The sequence below is a fragment of the Bacillales bacterium genome, assembly GCA_035700025.1.
GTDB lineage: Bacteria > Bacillota > Bacilli > Bacillales > DASSOY01 > DASSOY01.
Genome location: DASSOY010000076.1, coordinates 1 through 20,794, shown reverse-complemented (window position 1 = coordinate 20,794; position 20,794 = coordinate 1). Strand labels below are relative to the sequence as shown.

At 49.3% G+C, this 20,794-nt stretch carries 24 protein-coding genes; 12 read left to right on the top strand and 12 right to left on the bottom strand.

Annotated elements, in window-relative coordinates:
• Positions 1-67: 67 nt before the first annotated feature.
• A complete protein-coding gene (locus VFK44_13775) occupies positions 68-904 on the top strand; it encodes a mechanosensitive ion channel family protein (protein ID HET7629438.1) in 837 nt (278 codons plus the stop codon).
• 33 nt (positions 905-937) lie between these two features.
• On the opposite strand, the gene VFK44_13770 is transcribed toward VFK44_13775, so the two are convergent.
• The 6 genes from VFK44_13770 to VFK44_13745 form a co-directional block, all read right to left on the bottom strand.
• Entirely contained in the window at positions 938-2,218 is a 1,281-nt protein-coding gene (locus VFK44_13770) for a hemolysin family protein (GenBank protein HET7629437.1), read from the bottom strand.
• Positions 2,219-2,343: 125 nt separating this feature from the next.
• Entirely contained in the window at positions 2,344-2,586 is a 243-nt protein-coding gene (locus VFK44_13765) for a YkuS family protein (GenBank protein HET7629436.1), read from the bottom strand.
• An 87-nt stretch (positions 2,587-2,673) separates the two neighbouring features.
• Positions 2,674-3,798: an N-acetyldiaminopimelate deacetylase gene (locus VFK44_13760; protein HET7629435.1), complete on the bottom strand. Its 1,125-nt coding sequence runs from the start codon at positions 3,796-3,798 to the stop codon at positions 2,674-2,676.
• Positions 3,795-5,006 (bottom strand): acetylornithine transaminase, encoded by a 1,212-nt coding sequence (locus VFK44_13755; protein ID HET7629434.1) that lies wholly within the window; start codon positions 5,004-5,006, stop codon positions 3,795-3,797. The genes VFK44_13760 and VFK44_13755 overlap by 4 nt, the downstream gene beginning before the upstream one ends.
• Before the next feature lie 14 nt (positions 5,007-5,020).
• On the bottom strand, positions 5,021-5,740 hold the full coding sequence (dapD, locus tag VFK44_13750; GenBank protein HET7629433.1) for a 2,3,4,5-tetrahydropyridine-2,6-dicarboxylate N-acetyltransferase: 720 nt from the start codon (positions 5,738-5,740) through the stop codon (positions 5,021-5,023).
• An 84-nt stretch (positions 5,741-5,824) separates the two neighbouring features.
• Positions 5,825-6,688 carry a LysR family transcriptional regulator gene (locus VFK44_13745; GenBank protein HET7629432.1) on the bottom strand — a complete coding sequence of 288 codons (864 nt, stop codon included), beginning with the start codon at positions 6,686-6,688 and terminating at the stop codon, positions 5,825-5,827.
• 105 nt (positions 6,689-6,793) lie between these two features.
• On the opposite strand from VFK44_13745, the gene VFK44_13740 reads away from it, so the two are divergent.
• The 7 genes from VFK44_13740 to VFK44_13710 all read left to right on the top strand — a co-directional run bounded on the left by VFK44_13740 (position 6,794) and on the right by VFK44_13710 (position 13,061).
• The gene (locus VFK44_13740; GenBank protein ID HET7629431.1) at positions 6,794-7,534 is read left to right on the top strand and encodes a sulfite exporter TauE/SafE family protein; all 741 of its coding nucleotides are present in this window, start codon (positions 6,794-6,796) and stop codon (positions 7,532-7,534) included.
• A 5-nt stretch (positions 7,535-7,539) separates the two neighbouring features.
• Complete coding sequence (locus tag VFK44_13735; GenBank protein ID HET7629430.1) at positions 7,540-7,905, top strand: VOC family protein; 366 nt, start codon at positions 7,540-7,542, stop codon at positions 7,903-7,905.
• Between the two features lie 119 nt (positions 7,906-8,024).
• Positions 8,025-8,933, top strand: coding sequence for a hypothetical protein (locus VFK44_13730; protein HET7629429.1), 909 nt, complete (start codon positions 8,025-8,027; stop codon positions 8,931-8,933).
• Between the two features lie 62 nt (positions 8,934-8,995).
• Positions 8,996-9,640, top strand: coding sequence for a DUF4129 domain-containing protein (locus tag VFK44_13725; GenBank protein HET7629428.1), 645 nt, complete (start codon positions 8,996-8,998; stop codon positions 9,638-9,640).
• Between the two features lie 46 nt (positions 9,641-9,686).
• Positions 9,687-10,826 (top strand): DUF4350 domain-containing protein, encoded by a 1,140-nt coding sequence (locus tag VFK44_13720; GenBank protein ID HET7629427.1) that lies wholly within the window; start codon positions 9,687-9,689, stop codon positions 10,824-10,826.
• Positions 10,823-11,752 (top strand): MoxR family ATPase, encoded by a 930-nt coding sequence (locus VFK44_13715; GenBank protein ID HET7629426.1) that lies wholly within the window; start codon positions 10,823-10,825, stop codon positions 11,750-11,752. The genes VFK44_13720 and VFK44_13715 overlap by 4 nt, the downstream gene beginning before the upstream one ends.
• Complete coding sequence (locus tag VFK44_13710; GenBank protein HET7629425.1) at positions 11,703-13,061, top strand: DUF58 domain-containing protein; 1,359 nt, start codon at positions 11,703-11,705, stop codon at positions 13,059-13,061. Before VFK44_13715 ends, VFK44_13710 begins: the two co-directional genes overlap by 50 nt.
• Here VFK44_13710 and VFK44_13705 read toward each other — a convergent pair.
• Positions 13,039-14,019 (bottom strand): stage II sporulation protein M, encoded by a 981-nt coding sequence (locus VFK44_13705; protein ID HET7629424.1) that lies wholly within the window; start codon positions 14,017-14,019, stop codon positions 13,039-13,041. The two genes, VFK44_13710 and VFK44_13705, sit on opposite strands and share 23 nt — an antisense overlap.
• A gap of 76 nt (positions 14,020-14,095) precedes the next feature.
• Here VFK44_13705 and VFK44_13700 point away from each other — a divergent pair, with 76 nt between their 5' ends.
• Positions 14,096-14,896, top strand: coding sequence for an RDD family protein (locus tag VFK44_13700; GenBank protein ID HET7629423.1), 801 nt, complete (start codon positions 14,096-14,098; stop codon positions 14,894-14,896).
• Between the two features lie 77 nt (positions 14,897-14,973).
• Here VFK44_13700 and VFK44_13695 read toward each other — a convergent pair whose 3' ends face one another.
• Together VFK44_13695 and cbpB are read right to left on the bottom strand one after the other, a co-directional pair.
• Positions 14,974-16,500: an MDR family MFS transporter gene (locus VFK44_13695; GenBank protein ID HET7629422.1), complete on the bottom strand. Its 1,527-nt coding sequence runs from the start codon at positions 16,498-16,500 to the stop codon at positions 14,974-14,976.
• Between the two features lie 17 nt (positions 16,501-16,517).
• Entirely contained in the window at positions 16,518-16,976 is a 459-nt protein-coding gene (gene cbpB, locus VFK44_13690) for a cyclic-di-AMP-binding protein CbpB (GenBank protein ID HET7629421.1), read from the bottom strand.
• Between the two features lie 281 nt (positions 16,977-17,257).
• Between cbpB and VFK44_13685 the strand changes: the two genes are divergently transcribed.
• The gene (locus VFK44_13685) at positions 17,258-17,500 is read left to right on the top strand and encodes an aspartyl-phosphate phosphatase Spo0E family protein (GenBank protein ID HET7629420.1); all 243 of its coding nucleotides are present in this window, start codon (positions 17,258-17,260) and stop codon (positions 17,498-17,500) included.
• 28 nt (positions 17,501-17,528) lie between these two features.
• Here the strand turns inward: VFK44_13685 and VFK44_13680 are convergent, their stop codons facing one another.
• Positions 17,529-18,128, bottom strand: coding sequence for a nitroreductase family protein (locus tag VFK44_13680; protein ID HET7629419.1), 600 nt, complete (start codon positions 18,126-18,128; stop codon positions 17,529-17,531).
• A 172-nt stretch (positions 18,129-18,300) separates the two neighbouring features.
• Between VFK44_13680 and VFK44_13675 the strand changes: the two genes are divergently transcribed.
• Both VFK44_13675 and VFK44_13670 read left to right on the top strand, forming a co-directional pair.
• Positions 18,301-18,807, top strand: a complete 507-nt coding sequence (locus tag VFK44_13675; GenBank protein HET7629418.1) for a spore coat protein — start codon at positions 18,301-18,303, stop codon at positions 18,805-18,807.
• Positions 18,808-18,918: 111 nt separating this feature from the next.
• Complete coding sequence (locus VFK44_13670) at positions 18,919-19,587, top strand: SOS response-associated peptidase (GenBank protein HET7629417.1); 669 nt, start codon at positions 18,919-18,921, stop codon at positions 19,585-19,587.
• Positions 19,588-19,598: 11 nt separating this feature from the next.
• Here the strand turns inward: VFK44_13670 and VFK44_13665 are convergent, their stop codons facing one another.
• Both VFK44_13665 and VFK44_13660 read right to left on the bottom strand, forming a co-directional pair.
• Positions 19,599-19,850, bottom strand: a complete 252-nt coding sequence (locus VFK44_13665; GenBank protein ID HET7629416.1) for a hypothetical protein — start codon at positions 19,848-19,850, stop codon at positions 19,599-19,601.
• Positions 19,851-19,930: 80 nt separating this feature from the next.
• On the bottom strand, positions 19,931-20,794 hold an 864-nt coding region (locus VFK44_13660), incomplete at its 5' end, for a glycosyltransferase (protein ID HET7629415.1).

The following is a 20,794-nucleotide window of genomic DNA, read 5'->3' as shown; positions in this document are numbered from 1 at the left end:
TCGCAGTTTTCGACAGCGTTCGCATCGGGTATAATAACTTACAGATCTGGAAAGGGGAATTATACGCATGCAAGATTGGTTGAACCATTTGGATTGGGCAGACATCATCAAGACAACCGTGATCATTGGATTGCAATTGATAGCGATTTGGATCGGCTATTGGATCGCGAAAGCGATCGGAAAGAAACTGATCTCAAGAACGTTCTTACAAATGACGAAGAAAGAGAAAATTTCAGAAGGACGAGCGATCACGCTGGAAAGATTGTTGCTGGCCGTGTTCGTTTATGTTCTCGTTTTTCTTGTCATCGTCGCCGTTTTCGGGATTTTCGGCTTACCGATCGGCGGACTGATTGCCGGAGCAGGCATCGTCGGTTTGGCCGTAGGTTTTGGGGCTCAAGGACTTGTCAGCGACGTAGTGACTGGCTTCTTCCTCCTGGCGGAAAAATGGCTCGATGTCGGTGATGTCGTTACGGCTTCCGGTTTTACCGGCGTTGTTGAAGCTGTCGGCATCCGCACGACCCAACTTCGCGGATTCGACGGGACACTTCACTTCATCCCAAACCGCTCGATTACGACGGTGAGCAACCTTTCCCGCGGCAACATGCGGGCGATGGTCGACATCGGCATCTCCTATGACGACAACATTGATCGGGCGATCGAAGTGTTGCAAACTGTTTGCGAGCAAATCACCGCCGAAGACGAAACGATCGTTGAGGGACCGAACGTACTCGGCGTTCAAACACTCGGCTCCTCGGACGTCGTCATCCGCGTGATTGCCCAAACGAAGAACGGTGAACAATACGCGGTTCAACGCAAATTATTGAAAGCGATCAAAGAAGCCTTTGACGAAAACGGTATTGAAATTCCGTATCCTCACCAAGTACATGTGAAAAAAGAAGCATAATGCTCAAAAACCGGACCGCTTAAGGTCCGGTTTTTATTTCGGCGATACTTCGATTTGCTTCACTTGATAGCCCTCAACGTCCGTAATCTGAAACTTGTAAGAATCGTATGTAACGATTGTTCCAGGTTCGATCCGCGTCGTTTGCGACAACATCCATCCGCCGATCGTATCAATTTCGGAATGATCGATTTCCAAACCGAAAAGCGCATTGATTTCCGTAATCAGCACCTTACCGTCAATAATTGTCCGGTCCTCCCCTTTTTGCTGGATCATCGGTTTTTCGTCATCGTCGAATTCATCACGGATTTCGCCGACAATTTCCTCAAGTATGTCTTCGACCGTAACAAGTCCCGCCGTCCCGCCGTATTCATCGACCAAGATTGCCATGTGTATGCGTTCTTTCTGCATTTTAAACAGCAGCTGCTTGATTTTCATCGTCTCAAGTACAGTGATCGTCGGCCGGAGAAACCGGGTAAGATCGATCTCTTCGTCCAAGTTTTCCGTCACCAGTTCCTTCATGTTGATCAAGCCCACAATGCTGTCTTTGTCTTTTTCGGCGACAGGATAGCGCGTAAATTTATGGTTGCGCATGACTTCGAGATTTTGATTGAAAGGCTCGTTTTTATAGACAACCGTCATCTCCGTGCGCGGAATCATAATTTCCCTCGCCATACGGTCGTCAAATTCGAAAATTTTGTTCACGAACCGGTATTCTGACTGATTGATTTCACCCTCACGATAGCTTTCTGACAAAATATAGCGCAGTTCTTCTTCGGAGTGGGCAATTTCGTCTTTCGCATCCGGGTCGACGCCGAAAACGCGAGATACAATGTTCGAACTCGAGTTTAACAGCCAAATGAACGGAAACGACAATTTATGAAAAAAGAGCAGCGGCCTCGCCACTAATAACGCGAGCGTTTCCGTTTTTTGAATGGCAAGCGTCTTCGGAGCGAGTTCTCCAAAGACGACATTTATGTAAGTAATAATAAGAAAAGCAACGATCGAAGCAAGCGAACGTTCCAACATCGCCGGAAGTTCGAACACACCGAACGCGGAATGAAACAATTCGCCAATGGCCGGTTCGCCAATCCACCCCATCGCCAATGCCGTCAACGTGATACCGAGCTGGCAGGCGGACAAATACGTATTCAAATCTTCGACGACCTGTTTCAAGGCGGACGCCCGCTTTTGATTCGTCGAACTCAAATATTCGACGCGGGCGCGGCGAACCCTGACGATGGAAAACTCGGAGATGACGAAAAACGCCGTCAAAACGAGCAATATGAAAAATACAACGAGATGAATGGAAGTCAACGCTGTTCCCCGCGCGGGGGTTCCACCTCCTTAACGAAAACATTCGTTTTCTATGTATACCCTTATTCGAGGATGATAACACGAGGCAAGCAAAAAAGGAACAGCCGCTATGCTGTCCCTCCTCGTTATTTCAACCGGTTGTCGATGCGCCGGCATATTTCTTCGGCATTCATTCCGCGAGCGTCGATCACCGATCCTTCGGTTACGACGTTTTGAATGCCCATGACATTTACGTCTTGCCCGGTAACGACGCAACAATCGCAGCCTTTCGCATCGTTTTCCGTCTTTAACTCAACGATTTCATAGCCTCTGTCCGCCAACGCCTCGCGAACGTCCGTCAACGATTCTTCCACGCCAATGGTGGCCATTTCCCATCACCTTTCTGCAATTGGTTTTCATCGTTAACTTGTCCAGCCAGCCGTTACCTTATTCGGGTTGGAAAGACGTCCCCGTCATTATTTCGCATCACGGTCTGCCAAGAAACCGCTGATCAAATCGATGGCCAACGGAATCGCCTTCTCATCAGGATTCAATTGCGCGGAATGCAATCCGTATGCGGAATCAACACCGAGCCAAAACATCATGCCCGGGATCGCTTTCAAAAAATAGCCGAAGTCTTCCCCAGTCATCGCTTCTCCGCAAATTTCCGGGGAAATGAAAGAAACGGAATCGCAATAAGCTAAAAATTGCCGGGTCAACGCACCGTCGTTCGTCACCTGGTAATAATTCGAGCCGTAATCGATCTCCGCCCGGCAGGCAAATCCGCGCTCAATGCCTTGAATGAGCGCTTCGATTCGTTCTTTGACCGCCGCCATCGTTTCGTGCGACAGCGTGCGAATCGTCCCTTCGATCCGCGCGTTTTCGGCAATGACGTTTTGGCGCGTGCCGCCTTCGATTTTGCCGATGGTAACGACCGCGGAGTCAAGCGGATCAACGTTACGGGACACAATTGTTTGCAGTTGCGTAACGAGATGGCTTGCGGCAACCACCATGTCGTTGGCGTTGTGCGGATAAGCGGCATGCCCTCCCCTTCCTTTTAAATCGACGTACAACTCGGAAGTGTTCGCGAACAACAACCCTTCTTTGACAGCCACCGTTCCGACCGGATACTCCGGCGCGATGTGCAAGGCGTAAATCTCATCAGGTTTCCATTTCTGGAATGTCTCGCTTTGCATCATCGGCTTCGCCCCGCCCGGACCTTCTTCGGCCGGTTGGAAAAGAAACAGCAAATCGTTGTCCGGCGGATGATGAGCAAAATGAGTAAGCACGCCGAGCGCGATGCTCATATGAAAATCGTGTCCGCACGCATGCATCTTTCCGTCATGCCGGGACGCGAACGAAAGGCCCGTTTCTTCAGTGATCGGCAGCCCGTCGATATCGGTTCGCCACGCGATCGTTCTAGTTCCCTTTTTCCCGGAAATTCTCGCAAAAATTCCCGTTTTCCACGTTTCGACCTGCAAATGGTTCGGAGGAAGCGTCCTTAAATAATCAAGCAAAAACGCTTGCGTCTTATGTTCCGCAAAGCCAAGTTCGGGGATTTGATGCAGTTGTCTGCGGATCTGGACAAAATCCATACTCATGATTGCATCAACTCCTCAATCGTCGTCCGAAACGCAGCGACAAACGATTCGATTTCTTCTACCGTCAGCGTAAGCGGCGGAAGCAGTCTTATGATCGTTTGCTGGGTCACGTCGATCAAATACCCTTTGTCAACCATGCGGTTTCGCAATTCCTTCACGAACGAAGCGTCTTTTGCGAACACAATCCCGAGCATCATGCCTTTTCCGCGAATGGCTGCGATTGCATTCGGCATCGCTTGCCTTAAGTCATGCATCCGTTCATGCAATACAGCCGCACGCTCCCGTCCTTTCGCAAGCAACCCTTCATCCAGCAACAAGTCGAGCACAGTTTCACCAAGTGCCGCGCTGAGCGGCGACGGTGCGAACGTCGTGCCGTGGTCGCCTGGTCCGAAAACCTCGTCCAAACCTTTGCCGGCAACGAGTCCGCCAAGCGGCAAACCGCCGCCGATCCCCTTCGCAAACAAGATGAAATCCGGGGTTACCCCGGCATGCTGGTAGGCAAACAGCTGGCCGGTCCGGCCAACGCCTGTTTGAATTTCATCGAGGCCGAACAGTACGTCGTATTGGCGGCAAAGCCGCTCCACATCTTGCAAATACGTTTCCGAGAGCGGGTATACGCCTCCGGATCCGAGTACCGGTTCAAGCAAAATCGCCAGCGGCTGTTTCTCGCGAAACAACCTTTCCAAACAATCGGGACGTTCTTTCTCCACTTCCAACACGTCGAAGGCCGGCTGTGGAAAATCTTGCTGCACGCCGGGCTGCCGCGTCAATTTTAACGCGCCGAGCGTCCTTCCGTGAAAACTTTTCTCAAGCACGACAATTCCGTCCCTTCCCTTGTCATGCTTCATGCGCCATTTATGAATCAATTTAATCGCCGCTTCCGTAGCTTCGGCTCCGGAATTCGTGAAAAACACTTTTCCAGCGATCGTATGGTTGACGAGTTTCTCGGCGAGCCGAATGGCGGGCGGGTTCAAGTATATATTGGAAATATGAAGAAACTTCTCTCCTTGCTCCTTCAACGTACGTACGACATCCGGATGCGAATGGCCGATGATATTGACAGCCAGTCCTCCAAACAAATCGAGATAACGGTTGCCGTTCGTATCGTACAAATAATTGCCTTCGCCGCGTTCGATCGCAATCGGCAGCTTCAAATGGCTGTACGTCGGCATTAAATAGTTGCGATCCAATGTTTGCCAATCGGTCAAGGCGGTCCGCTCCTTTAATCTTCTTTCAGTTGCCTGAGCTCGTGCTTGATTTCCGTCTTCTTACGCGTCTGTTCATCGAGTTGCTTGATTACCCGCGCCGGCGTACCCGCCACCACGGCATTTTCCGGCACGTCTTCCGTCACGACCGCACCGGCAGCGACGACCGCCCCGCGTCCGACTGTCACTCCTTCAAGAATGACCGCGTTCGCGCCAACGACGACTTCATCTTCAACGATTACCGGCTTTGCCGACGGCGGTTCAACGACGCCGGCCAAAACGGCGCCGGCCCCAATGTGGCAATTTTTCCCTACCGTTGCACGCCCGCCGAGCACAACGTTCATGTCGATCATCGTTCCTTCGCCGACGACCGAGCCGATATTGATCATTGCGCCCATCATGATGACGCAATTTTTGCCGATTTCGACTTGATCGCGAATGATCGCACCTGGCTCAATCCGTGCCGGAATATCTTTCAAGTCGAGCAACGGAATCGCTGAATTGCGCCTGTCGTTTTCAACGACATAGTCATCGATCCTGTCCTGGTTCGCCTCTAGTGCGCGCTTTATTTCTTTCCATTCGCCGAACAGCGTGCCGACGCCGTTCGTAATGAAAGCGCGAGTATGCTCTCCAAAGTCGACGCCTTGCAAATCGCCTTTCACGTATACTTTCACAGGGGTGGATTTCTCACTGTTTTGAATAAAGGAAATGATTTCATTCGCATCCATCATTTTCATCGTTCCATTCCTCCAGTTCGTTCATTATGGGCAACGCTCATCTTTCTCCATCGTATCGAAAATCGAGCACCAAGTCCACGGGAACTATCTTTCCCCGGCGAGGTCGATGAACGCCTGCACTTGTTTCAACTTTCCGTAATGTTCATGGGTCAACAGCCATGTTTCTCGCTGAATCGGCTGATGTTGCCGGTCAAGCAGCGGAATTTTGTGCAAATCGGTGTCTTGCGGGGTTAAACTGACCTTCGGCAAGATCGCGTAGCCGATGCCGTGCGCCGCCATTTCTTTGCACGTTTCGATTTGGTCGACAACGATCGTTCGATCCGGGCGCGACAAGAAATGCATGTGCCACCAATCTTGAATTTGCTGATAATACGTAGAATCACTGCGAAATTGAATGAAAGGCTTGTCCGTCCGGCTCAAGCCTTCCAAAGACCGGATCGTCTTGTCGACGAGATATAAAGGATCGGAAAACAAATGTTGCTTCTCGCCTTTCCACTCTGGATTGCCGCGGATGATGCCGATATGGACGTCATCCTCGTACATGCGGCTCAAAATTTCGCTGCTCCATCCGGTGACCAGCGAAATTTTCACTTGCGGAAAACGGTCGACATAACGCTTCAGCATGCGCGGCAGCCAATATTGTCCTGTGGCGGATGCGACCGCCAATTTCAACGTCCCGTACACTTTCGAATCCAGTGCGAAGATTTCCTCGCGCACTTGTTCTTCCCTTTTTAATGTCTCGTTCGCATACGCGATCACTTTCTCGCCCGCCGGCGTAATCGTCAACCCTTTCTTCGAACGCAAAAAGATTTGCGTCTCCCATTCGCGTTCGATCGATTGCAGCCGCTGGCTCAAAGCCGGTTGCGACACGAACAAGCGGTCCGCGGCCTTGCGCATATTTCTTTCCTCCGCGAGCACCGACAAAATTTTTAATTCCGCAAGTTGCATCCCGTCCACCCTCCTATAAGGGATTCTTATTGCATATTATAATAATCATATCATTTTTTTATCAAGAAAATCGCGCTATCATTAAGAAGTAGCGAGGTGAGCGCGATGGAATGGCTGTTGTTATTCATAATCGGCATTGGCCAAAGATTCGTTGGAACGCTGGCTGGAAGCGGCGGCTTGATCAGTTTTCCGGCGATGCTGCTGCTCGGCTATCCGGTTCATGCAGCGATCGCAGCAAACAAAATGTCGACGACGATCGGATCATTTTCAGGATTTTTGACACTCGTCAAAGAAAAGAAGGCGGATTTCCGCCAGATCGTACAAATCGCTCCGCTCGCCGTCATCGGGGGCCTATGCGGCGGATGGATCACTGCTGTTTTAAGCGAGAGCACGTTGAAAGGAGTCACGGTGATCTTGCTCATGCTCGCATTTGGTCTGTCTTTTTTAAAGAAAAAAGAGCAAGCCCTCAACGGCGGCAAGCATCGGTTTTCAAAAAAACTGTACGGAACGATTTTTGCGACGAGTTTGTACAACGGCGCTTTTGGACCGGGGCAAGGAACAATTCTTATGCAACTATTGCTTCGCGACGGCATTCCTTACCTCTTTGCCATCGGGTTGAAGCAAATCAGCACGTTCGTGAGCGGGGCGGCGGCGGCCGTCGTATTCATCGTTTCAGGCGACATGTTGTGGACGCTGGCGATTCCGTTGACACTTGGATCGGTCGTCGGAGCTCAGCTCGCCTTAAAGGTCGCCCGTTACCTTTCCGGAAAACAAGTGCAATGGATCCTGAGAGGGTTTATGGTTCTTTTGATCGCCCAGGTGGTCATTGAACTCGTGAGGGGGTGAATAGATTGTCCATCCATTTCGTGAAATTGGATCACGTACAAGTCTGTATTCCAAACGGTGCCGAAGAGGAAGCGAGAGTCTTTTACGCCGGAGTGCTCGGGTTAAAAGAAATCGCTAAGCCGAAAGCTTTGCTGAAAAACGGAGGTTTATGGTTTGAAGCGGCGGATGTTCAACTTCATATCGGGACGGAGGAACCAAAGCAAAAAGGCAAAGCCCATCCTGCTTTTCAAGTGAGCAACGTCCGCGCGGCAAAGGAGCATCTTATCCGCAGCGGTGTCCGGACGCAAGAGGAAACTCCGGTCCCCGGGGTGGAACGCTTTTCTTTTTTCGACCCTTTCGGCAACCGGATCGAAATGCTTGAAAAATGCTGAATGAACGGCTCTTGTAAAACGAGAGCCGTTTTTTCTAACATTTATTCGCGAAAAATCAAAAAAATGGCTCGAATTCTGGTAATATAGAGATGATCTTGCAGAAAATTGGGGGTTATCGAATGAATGAATGGATTGGCAAGCCGAAGCGATTTGGCGAAGTGCTCGACCAAACGTTTCGATTGTGTAAAAACCGCTTTTCCGAATTGTTTCTGATCACGCTCGTCCTTTTCGGGCCGATTTACTTGTTGGAGGCGATCGTCTCGTTGCTGTCTGGCACGAGTTTTTTCACGGTTGATACTACTGGGGGGTTTTGGAAAAGCCGAGTCACCTCGTTTTTCACAACTCCCGATTCCGTCAACGCCGGTCTAGTCGTGTTGACAATTGTTTTAGGGTTTGCTTCGATGCTTTTGTACCCTGTCGCTCAAGGCGCTTATTTGGTTTTCCTCGGGAGGTTGAAGGACAATGCGTCCGTTTCGCCGAAAATAGCGATCAAACAAGCTTTCTCGCGGTTTTGGCCGATCATAGGAAGTTATTTGCTGTTCGGCCTCATTTTTACCGGAATCTTATGTGTCCCAACCGTAGTGCTCGTGCTGTTGATCTCCGGAATCTCCGCGCTTACCTTCACAGCATTTCCTGTCATCGGCATCATCCTCGGCGTAGTTCTACTATTGGCGGCGGCGCTTTTCATAATGCTCCTGCTCACACGCTTGAGTCTTTTTCTCGGAGCCGTCGTGATTGACAAAACCGCTCCCGGATTGTCGAGAAGTTGGCAGTTGACGCGCAAACAGACATGGCGGACATTCGGACTGTTCTTGGTTGTTATTTTACTCACCATGCTTGTTCAATTCGCTGTCGAAGGCTCATTAATTTTGTTGTTAGGAAACAGCGTTTTGTATTCGATGATCATTGGTCTCGTCGGATTGATTCTCGACATGGTCATGTTCGTCGCATACAGCGTTATCTATTTCGACTTAAAAGCAAGATACGATGCCGACGATTTGAAAGAAATGATCGCCAATTACGATTGACGACAGGGTGTGCGGGGGCTCGATTCATCTTTTCACTATAAAAACGGCCGGGTGATGTGGAAATGCCGAATGTGGATCAGGCGCGAACGGAATTACAAAAGATCTTGAGCCAACGAGAATATCGCATTTATCGGAATGATCATGAAAATGTGCTGAAAGATTGGTGGGACAGCGCTGTTGCTTGGATCCTTGACCAATTATCGAACGTAATGCCCTCCATTGAACCATCCGACGGTGTCGCGACCGGCATCCTCTATTCCGTCATCGGCGTGCTGCTTGCATCGCTCGCGATCCTCGCTTTTCTCGCGGTTCGTACCTTTCAAAGAAAGCGGAGGTTTCGAGAAAAGCAACTGTTAGGATCGATGACGGAAACCGACTTGTCCGTCCGCGAACATTTGGTGGAAGCGCAGAAGCGAGAAGCGGAAGAACAATTCGCTTCCGCCGTCCGTCATTTGTTTCTTGCGTTACTGCTTCATTGCCACGAAAAAGAGTGGCTCGCAGCCAGAAGCTGGAAGACGAATGGGGAATACTTTGATGAGCTGCGCAACATCAACGGCCGACTCGCCTCAGCCTTTAACAAACTCGCACTTTTCTTTGATGAAGTGTTTTACGGTTATCGGATGATTTCCAAAGAAGAATGCGAACGCTATCGAAACGATGTTTTGAAATGGCTTGCAGAGGGAGAAGAATCCAAGTCGACCATCTAAAACGGCCGCAATGCCAAACCCGCGGAAAAAGGAGGGGTCGGACCCTGTGCAAATTCAGTCGCAAACGAAAAAAACATGGCTATGGCTCGTCGTTTTTCTGTTCTTGTTCCTGGCAGCCAGTTATTTTGTCGTGACGAACGAACCGAAAGCGTATCGAAACTACGACTCTCATTCTCCTTCTCTTACCGGAACAAAAGCGATTTATACGTATTTGGCCGAAAAGAGGAATGTCGACAGGTGGTCGTATCCACCGGAGTTTTTGCCGGCACAAGGATCGAACCGGCTGCTCATCATGATCGGTCCGTACGCCTTCTCGGAAAAAGACGAGAAGCAAGGCTACATCGCCTTCATGAAAAAAGGAAATACAATTCTTTTCCTGCATTCGAACCCCGCCGGTCAGTTCGGGTTAAGAACCGAACAGGTGCCTGAATCTTCGGCCGATGACCGACTTATTTACAACAAGAACGGCGATCGTTACCACGCCTCCGTTCACTCTTCCGTGCGAATTCAGGCAAACGAGTCCGACCACGTCTTGCTGTATGACGGTGCCGGTACGATCGCGGTAAAACGTTCGTATGGAAAAGGACAACTCGTTGCCGCCGTCGCGCCGGACTGGATGACGAACGGTAAGCTGCTGAAACAAGATCACTTAGTGCTTGTTTTTTATTTGCTGCACGAAGCCGGCGCCGGGACGCATCAAATTTTGTTTGATGAATACAGTCACGGTTTCACGCAAACGCCTTCGGTTTTCCATGCGTATCCAAGTTGGCTGTTGGCTGCTGGATTTCAGCTGGTGCTGTTCGCAATGATTGGGCTTTGGTTTGCCGGAAAACGGTTTGGTCCGGTCATCGTGCCGCGCGAAGAGACGGTTCGCTACAGTCATGAACGCATACGCGCCCTCGCTGCCTGGTATGTAAGAGAGCGGAAGTATTTTGACGCGTTTGCGACACAAGCCGATTACATAAAATCTTTGCTGCAAGAAAGATGGGCCGTTCCTTACCGGAAACCTTGGAAGGACATGGCCAAACATCTTGAAACTAAGTGGAACGACCGAACCTCTGAAGAGATTCACGGGTTTCTCGCAGGTTTGGCAGCCATTTTGGAAAATAAGCGAATCAACAAACAAGAATACTTGCTTTGGTCGAAAAGAATGGAACGGTTAAGGAAAGAGGTGGAGAAAGAATGAGAGACGAATGTTTGGCCATGCTGGAACAGTACGAGAAGCGCGTATTAGGCCAATCGATGAACTTGCGGTTGTTGGCGGCCGCGTTGTTAGCGGACGGCCACGTATTGATCGAAGGGGTGCCCGGAACCGGCAAAACCGAGATGGCGAGAACACTCGCCGCGTTAATCGGCGGAAGTTTTCAACGGATTCAGTTCACGCCCGATCTCTTGCCGAGCGATATTACGGGAAGCGTCATTTACAATATGAAAGAAGGTGCCTTCCAAACGTTGAAAGGGCCGGTTTTTTGCAACTTGCTGCTCGCCGACGAGATCAACCGGACGCCGGCGAAAACACAGGCCGCTTTGCTGGAAGCGATGGAAGAAAAACAAGTGACGATTCAAGATACTACGTATGGGTTGTCGGAAGTGTTCTTTGTCGTCGCGACGCAAAACCCGATTGAAATGGAAGGCACCTATCCGCTTCCCGAGGCTCAACAAGATCGTTTTTTATTCAAGTTGCGCGTCGATTTTCCTTCCCTTGAGGAAGAAAAAGACGTCTTAAAACATGTGATGGAAAACCGGTTTGCCCAAAGTGCCGAACAAGCCGTCATCGATATAAAAACGATTCAGGCGGCACGCAGCGAAATCGCAAAGGTTACGTTGAGCGACGATATCATCGATTACATCATGCAATTGGTTCGCGAGACGAGAGTCTCCGATTCCATCCAATTTGGAGCGAGCACGAGGGCAGCCATTTCGATCGGCAAGGGGGCTAGAGCGTGGGCTTTTTTGGCCGGGCGTGATTATGTAACCCCCGACGACGTAAAAATCGTAGCAAAACCGGCGCTGCGTCACCGGATACAACCCGTGCCGCACATGGAATTGGAGGGTGTGTTTGTTGACGAAATCATTGAAGAACTTGTGGGCGCGATTCCTGTTCCGAGATAGAGGCATTTTGCCGACAAAACGGATGTTGGCATTGTTCGCGTTTTTTTCATGTGCCGTCGTATTTTTGACGCTTGCCGGCGCAACGCCGACATCGGTCATCCTCGTCAATGCGGTCTTTTTCGGAGTCAGCTTCGCGGATTTATTCTTATCCCCGAAAAAAAACCAATTCCTTTTCAAGCGAACGATGCCCGAACGAATGGAACGAGGATTCGTCTACTCAATACAACTTTCAGTATCCAACGACTCTTCGCACGCTTGCGAGCTTCGATTTCTCGATGGGTTGCCGCAGTCGTTCGAAACCCATTTCCCAATGACTGCTGTTGTCAGGAAACGAACCACCGCCGTCGTTTCTTATGAAACGAAAGCACCGGTCAGGGGCAAATACGTTATTGAGAAATTATACGTCCGTTACAAGGGATTTCTCGGTTTGTGGGAAAAACAGACGACGGCGGAACTTTTCAACGAAGTGAAAGTCATTCCCGATTTAACGGAAACGAAACAATACTTAGCGGATCCGCAACGTTTTTTGACGGAAGAAGGGGTGAGCATCCGCAAAAGAAAAAAAGGAGAAGGCGAGTTTTCCTTAGTTCGGACTTACGTTGTCGGGGACGATCCTCGCAAGATCAACTGGCGGCAAACGGCGAAAAAACATGAAATCATGATGAACGAATTCGAACCGGAGCACGGCAAGCAATTGACCGTCATGATCGATTGCGGGCGCATGATGGGCGCCGAGCTTGAAAAAGGTAACCGTCTCGAAAAGGCGTTAGAGGCAGCGATGACCATCAGCGCAGCCGCATTGAAAAACGGAGATGCTGTAAGCGTCCTCGCTTTTTCGAAAGACATTAAACGGTACGTCCCTCCCGCAAAAGGAGTCGACCATCTGCAAAAGATTCTCGAAGCGATTTACGATCTCGAGGTCGATGAGGCTGAGTCCAATTACCCTGCCGTACTGCATTACGTACAAACGCATCAAAAAAAACGAAGCCTGCTTCTCTTGTTCAGCGACGTTTCTACGTTTCTTCACGAAGAAAGCGGACTCTTGTATTTGAAGCGGTTAAGGAGAAGGCATTTGTTTGTGTTGGTCGGCATCGAAGACGAGACATTGGCGGCGATGACCAAACTATATCCGGAAAATGTATGGAAATCAATGGTGAAAAGCATCGCCCAACAGCAACGGCAACTGATCAAAAAGCGAAAAACAAACTGGCAAAAACAAGGACTCATCATGGCGGAGGCAAAAGAAGAAGGGCTGGCCGCTGCCGCCGTTTCGCATTACGTGCATATTATGAATCAAGGTTTGCTGTAGATCGATGGCTGCGAAGCAGCCATTTTCCGCTCAAAACATACAAAAGCAATCCGATCACCGTCAAAAAGGCGACGATGTATTTCGTCTCAAGCGAAAGGGCGGAGGGTGTTATAAACCCTTCGATGGTCCCTGCGATTACGTACAACGGGATGGTTCCGAGCAACAATTGGACGGATCGTTTCGCCTGTCGCTTCAATTGGAAGGACCGTGAATAGCGGCCGGGAACAAACAATTTGTAACCCATGAGAAGTCCGGCACCGCCGGCGATGAAGATCGCGGTCAATTCGACCATGCCATGAGGCACGATATATGCCCAAAATTCATAAGCTTTCCCTTCGCGCCAAAACAGGGCGGCAAGCGCGCCAAGCAAGATGCCGTTATAGACAAGCAAGTAAACGGTCAATAAGCCGAATGTGATGCCGCCGGCAAAGGACAGAATCGCCACTTGAATGTTGTTCGTCATGATCTCTGCCGACATTATCGCGGCATTCACCGATTCGGGATCCCGGCCGAGATGACCGGGATCGACAGCTTGGGAAATGTTTGAAGGCAAGAGGGTGTATAGGTTAAGCGGATCGTTCCAAACGGACAAGAAAGCCGCGAACCCGCCGATCAAAAACAACATCATGGCCGCGACGACAAACTTCCATTGTTCGAGCAACAATCCGACGAATGCGGTGCCGAAGAAATGCCTGAACTGCTTCAAACTCGTCACTTGGTCTTTGTACAACAAATTGTGGCATTTGGAGACGAGACCGTTCAAGTACGCTGTCACCTCGTCATCGGCGAAATAGGTTCGACTGTAAGACAGGTGACTGGCCGTCTTTTGATAAAGACGGGCGAATTCGTCGATGTCGCGCCCCTTCCCTTTTCGTCTTTTTTTATGAAAAGCCGAAAGCTGTTGCTCGAGTTCATGCCAGTCGTCGCGATGTTGTTTAATGAATTGTTTGACGTTCATGAGCAGCCTCTTTTCCGTTTCATCGTCATCTGCTGATCTTATTATACTATAATTGCCATCCTTGGGGGTTATCGCAATGAAACAAGAGCTTGAGGAAATCAAAACACCGGAATTCGTATCTTTGCAATTTCGGCTCGCTGGTATCGGCAGCCGGGCAACGGCGATGATCATCGACCAGTTGATTTTGACGACTGTCAATGTATTATTGTTAGTGTTTCTTTTTCTTTTATACGATCAGTATCCGGCTGAATTCATCGGCAGTGACGTTCCGATCGCCATTTTCTTGATTTTGCAATTCGTCCTGTATTGGGGCTACTTTTTCATGTGCGAATTCTTTTTTGCCGGAAAAACGATCGGCAAACGATGGGTAGGCATTCGCGTCATTCAACAGAACGGTCACAGCATTACGCTGCTTTCCGGCTTAATCCGCAATTTGCTTCGCATCGTCGACATGCTTCCGTTCGCATATTTGCTCGGCATGATCATCGTTTTCTTTCACGGCAAACAGCAAAGACTCGGCGACATGGCGGCCGGTACGATGGTCGTCTATGAAAGAAAAGCAAAACTGAATCATTCGTCGCGAAAAATCGAAAAAGAGATCCTCCGCAAGGCGCAGTCCGTGGGCGACCTGTCGATCGAAGAACGTTTTCTCCAAACATTGGACAAAAGAGACTGGCAATTGATCAAAACATACAGCGACCGTCTGCTGCAGCTGCCTGCGAAAGAACGCCAACAATTGACGAACCAGGTCGCCGCGATTCTTTTCCCGAAAGTCGGCATCGATTTCAATGCATCCCGCCCGCAAGAAGAGGTGGAAAATCTCCTTCTCGCTCTATATGTCAGATTGAAAAACGAATGGGCATACAGCCGGTTCTAGTCCAGATAAACGGCAACAATCATCTTCACGGTTCACATAAAAAAGGACGGCTCCCCATCGTGCGAGCCGCCCTGCGCTTATTTCGACTGTGTTTCAAGTTTCGGCAATAACAAAGTAACGATGAACGTCCCGGCGGCAATGACGAATACTCCGATGTATACCGCGTGCAAACCAACGGTGAGACCGTTTTCCAACAATTGAAGCGTTTGCTCCGAAAACGGGTCGTTGCGGGAACCGGAAAGCAGCACGTTGGCGGTATCGATAGAGATGTTTTCGTCAATCTGTTTCCCGTGCGCTTGTAAATAACTTCGCAGCCGCGCATTGAGTAAGCCGCCGAGCAACGCTGCTCCCATCGAGCTTCCGAGCATTCTCATAAACATATTCGATGCCGTAGCCACCCCGCGTGTTTTCCAGTTGACACTGTTTTGAACGGCAACGATGAACGTCGTACTCGTCAACCCCATGCCAACGCCCGTGAAAAACGAACCGATCCCCGGCCAAACTGGACTATTCTCCGGATCAAGAAATACGAAAAACAACGACCCGATTAACAGCGCGATCCCGCCTGCGACAGCTGTGTTGCGATATCCGATTTTGAGAAAAATCGGTCCGGCAAACGTCGAAGCGACCGGCCACCCGACCGACAACATCGTCAGCGTAAATCCGGCTGTAATCGCAGAGTAGCCCATAACGCCTTGAACGTAGGCAGGCAAAAAACTGGAAAGACCGATTAAGATCATTCCCGACGTTAACGTGGCGATGTTGGCGAGAGCGACTAGTCGATGCTTCCAAAGGAAGAGCGGCATCATCGGTGCTGGAAATTTCTTTTCCCACGCAAGAAATAGTCCGAAACTTATGACAAAAATGAATAAAAGCATAACAGTCGGAAGCGAGGCAAGCCCCCAGTCGCTCCCGCTTTTGATGAATACGATCATGAGCGAGGACACAACGATGAAACATAACGCTGAACCGACATAATCGATCGAGCGCGCTTCCTTTTCGACCGACTCGCGAAAGAATATGAGGACACCGATGAGCCCGAGCACTCCAAGCGGAACATTAAGCCAAAACACATAAGCCCAATCGGAATATTGCACGATCAAACCGCCGGCCAGCGGACCGAGAATCGCAGAAATTCCCCAGACAGAAGCCAAATATCCCTGTATTTTGGCGCGCTCGCGAACCTCATACAAATCCCCGACAATCGTTGTTGCGATCGGCTGCACCGCTCCAGCCCCGATGCCTTGGAGCAGACGGAAAACGATGAGCATCGTCATCGATTCAGCGAAGCCGCACAAGATCGAACCGATCAAAAAAATGAGAACGCCGAACAGAAAGACCGGTTTGCGGCCGAACAGGTCGGAAAGTTTACCGTAAATGAGCGTCGTTACCGCCTGCATTAACAGAAAAGCGGAAAATACCCAGCTGTACAACGAAAAACCGCCAAGATCCGCGACAATGTTCGGCATTGCTGTCGCCACGATCGTTCCTTCGATGGCGGCCATAAACATTGCGATCACCAATGACGCGAGAACAAAAGGGCGGCGAGTATGCCCCGCAGACGCGCTCGATTTTGTCTCCGCTCGCTTGAATGTTTCGGTCATGCGCGCAACTCCCGTGATTACTTATGTTCAGCCAATTCTTTCTGCATTTCTCTTAAATAATGATTGACAAATTTCAAGACCGCGCTTCTTGGCAAAATGCCTTGAAAATAACCGCTGTCATTGATGACGCACAAAAACGGGCTGTCGATCGACAGTTTCAAGGCACGCAAAAAAGCCTCGTTTTCACGTACGGTAGGCACGTCTTTCCTCATCACTTCTTCTACTTGATGGTTTGTCAATTTATCAAATTCAATGCGTTCCAACCCAAGTGCAAAATCGAGAATCATCGTTTTGCTGATCAACCCTTTTAAACACGATGACGAGTCAAGAACGGGTATCGCTGAATATCCCGTTTTTATTAAGACAAGCAACGCGTGGTCAAGCGGATTGCCGATTTGCACGTTGGCCACTTTCTCCGCGGGAACCACCCATTCTTGAATCGAACCGTAAACATCATTCGCCTGAATCTTCTTCATGGAGGATAACAATCCCTTCCCTTCTTGGTTTCACCCTTTGATTGTTTGGTGAAGGGCACCCTCATTATATCATGAATTGTTGAATCTGCCGTTTGTTTCCTGCGATGTTTCCATGGCAATCATGAGTCGATTTTACCAAATGATTCATTTTTTTGCCGAATCGTGAAAAAAATTCGGAAAAGTTTTTGTCGATAATTAAGAACTTTCGTCGAAACCCTTTAAAATTTTGTCAATGTATTAGATAATAAGACAAGCCATTCTAAAGAATTCAGGTGATTTCGATGTTGTTGGAAGCGATCGAAAAAAAACGTGCGCAAATGATTGAAACGGCGCAAGTTCATGGATTGCATTCAAAAAAAGTTTTGCAATACAGCCAAGAACTCGACAAACTAATCGACTTGTACCAGTCGCAACTACAAATACAGGACAAAAGTCCTAAAAGAAAGTTTGTTTTGTTTAAGCGCAAATTCTGCTTGAAGAAGCGTGCAACGACAAAGGCGAATCAACCGCTCGAACTCAAATAACCTTCACCGACTGATCGAAGCCCTTCGGTCAGTCTTTGTTCGTCTTCGGCCAAGTTCCTTCAAATACGATTTCCTTCAACGGTTTCCGTTCGGACGGGAATTCGCGCTCTTGATATTTCTCGGGAAGCTTTTCTTTTTCGTCTTGATAGCCAATAGCGGCTACAGCGTGAATTTCATAAGTTTTAGGGATGCTTAAGACCTTGCGCGCTGCTTCTTTGTCAAATCCGCCCATGCCATGTACGATCAACCCTTTTTTATAAGCTTGAAGGGTCAAGAATCCCCATGCTGCCCCCGTATCAAAGGCGTGAGTTCGATTATCCCTTCCTTTGTCATTCGTTTTTTTCGAAACGATTATTGCCAATACCGGTGCCTTCTCGCACCACGCGCGATTCGAGTCGAAGACAAACGAATAAAATCGTTTTCGATCTTCCTCCGACCGCGCGAGAATGAACCGCCACGGTTGTAAATTCATCGCCGACGGCGCCCAGTGAGCCGCTTCGAATAAGCTGAACAGCAAAGCTTCAGGTATTTCTTTCTCTTGAAAAGAACGGGGCGACCAACGTTCAATGAACTCCCGGTCAATGTCATACGATGCCTTACGGTAACGATCGATCTCGTTTTGTATGATCGTTTTCAACTGGATCCCTCCTCTAGTTCTCCTCCGTTGTATTATCTCGCGAACGCGTTAATTCGTCATTCGATATGCTCACATGGACATCTGCCCAATTTCACGTGGATACATGCCCGTTTTCCGTGAAAATGAATACGATTTAGTGACGAATTCATGGGAGGGAAAGTTTATGGACGATGAACGGAACAAGAAGGGAAAAAAGGAAAGGCTCGCGTGGCATGAAACGATGGAGTTGCACGAGGTCGTCGCCGCCACATCCCATCATTTGATGTTATTAAAAAGAACAGTCAACCAAGTTTCCGATCCTGAACTGAGACAGCTTTATATGGAAGCGATCAACAACTACCGGCGCAACCTGCAGCAACTGCTTAACTTTTACAATGTGGGACCTTATGCACCGCGCGAATCGGAAGAAGAACGAAAAGGAGACCGAGGATTCTTCGCGGGAACTTTGCTCGGCATGGCCAAAAATGACGTTCGAATGTATGCGGCTGCGATAACGGAAACAGCAACCCCCTCGCTGCGCAATGTGTTTATCCAACAGCTCAACGGCGCGATTCACTTTCATTACAAAGTATTCTTGTATATGTACCGTCACGGGCTTTATCCGGCCTACGACCTTGCCGCTTTGCGACAAGGCGATGTCAACCTTGCCCAACGCGCATTAAACATGTAGAACCAAAGGACTCGGAATCCAATGAAAGGGGTTCCGAGTTTTTCTGTTATTCTTTTCATCTCGTATTGTCGTTTCTCTCCGTGCTATAATCCGTAGTAAGGAGGGATCGTTATGTGCGGCAGATACACGCTTTTCACAAATCCGATTTTGCTTGGCAAACGATTTAATTTGATCAATCTTGACAAGATTATCATTCGTCCGCGATACAACATTGCGCCGAGTCAAGATGTCGTTGCGGTCATTTCTGATGGTCGCGAAAACCGTGCGGGCATGCTGAAATGGGGTCTCGTTCCTGTCTGGGCAAAGGATCCGAAAATCGGCTATAAAATGATCAACGCGCGGGCGGAGACGGTCCATGAAAAACCTTCTTATGCACGGCTGCTCAAACGGAGAAGATGCCTCATTCCCGCTGACGGCTTTTACGAATGGAAAAAGATTGGATCTCGGAAACAGCCGTTCCATATACGATTGAAAGACGGCGAACCTTTTGCTTTCGCAGGCCTTTGGGACCGTTGGGAGAGGGAAGGGGAAATCATTCAATCGTGTACGATTATAACAACCGAACCAAACGAATTAATGAAAGACATTCATAACCGGATGCCTGTGATTTTAAAAAAAGAACACGAATCCGCATGGCTCGATCCTGAGATGACGGACTCCAATTGGATAAAAACTTTGCTTGAGCCGTATCCCGAAGACAAAATGCGCGCTGAAGAAGTATCTGCGGCCGTCGGTTCGCCGAAAAACGACGACGAATCGCTCATAGAACCGCTCAACTAACCAACCGGCAGCTATTGTTCCTCAGCTGCCGGTTCTTCTTCCACCTCATCCAGGTCGAGCCAAGAAAGCATCTCGCGTACGACCGTGTTGATTTTCGTATCCACTTCCCGCGCGCCGAATTTCCGCTTGGCTTTCCCAATCTGCTCAACGATCGCCTCATCGAACCGCACGACCGGCTGATCGTCCTCGAGATCATTGAACAACTCAAGAATGTCATCGAGCGCCTTGTCAAATTTTTTTCTTTCCGCCGCATTGGCTTTCATAAACACTCACCTGGCCATAGGCTTCCCTTCGCCTTCCATCCTATACGGAGGAAGTCAGATTTACCGGCAACACCAAAACGTTAGCGCTTAAGACAATCATAAAACGTTTGCATCGCTTGCTCATTGTAACGACGGGAATCAAACGGTTGGTACGCAGGCATCCCTTTGTGATTGATGACCGAAAACATCCCTTCTTTCAGTCCCTCGACGCTTTTTTCGACGAGCATTCCGTATTTGCCGTTTTCCAAAACGGTGCGGTTGGCAACGATATCGGTAGCCACGATGTTCATGCCGAGCGTCAACGCTTCCAACAAGACCATCGGTTGTCCTTCATAATGCGAAGAAAGCACGAATGCATCGCATTTTTTCATCAAACCGAACGGATTGTCCAGCTGACCGGCAAGATGAACACAACCGTCCAAACCGAGTTCGGCCGCCAGCGAAGCCAAGTCGTTCTCGAGCGGCCCTTTGCCGAGAATATACAGGCAACTGTTTTCATGAACGCGATGAACATCCGCAAACGCGCGAATGAGCATGTCCTGCCCCTTTTCAGGCGACAACCGGCCCATGTTGACGAAGTTGATATCGCTGCTCTTCGGCGCTTGAATATCACGCTCTTCGCCAACCTCTTCAGTCGTTTGCTGTTCAGCCTTTTTGTTTGATATACGGCGTTTTCTTTTATTATTCGTTAAGAGCCATTTCCGTTTCCCTTTTCTCTTCCAGCGCTCTTTACGGGATAGGGCATCATCGAGCGTACAAGACGGATAAACTTGCAGTCCAGAGCAAGCGGTCCAACCAATCGTTTTGCCGTCGACGGCAAATCTTGCGAATTCGCCTTCAAAAGTATCCGCTTCCTTGCTGATGACAACGATTCGGTTATGGAATTCATCGCTGTCCGCGATGAATTCCGCTCCTTTAACGCCTATGGGAAGCGTATAAATCGG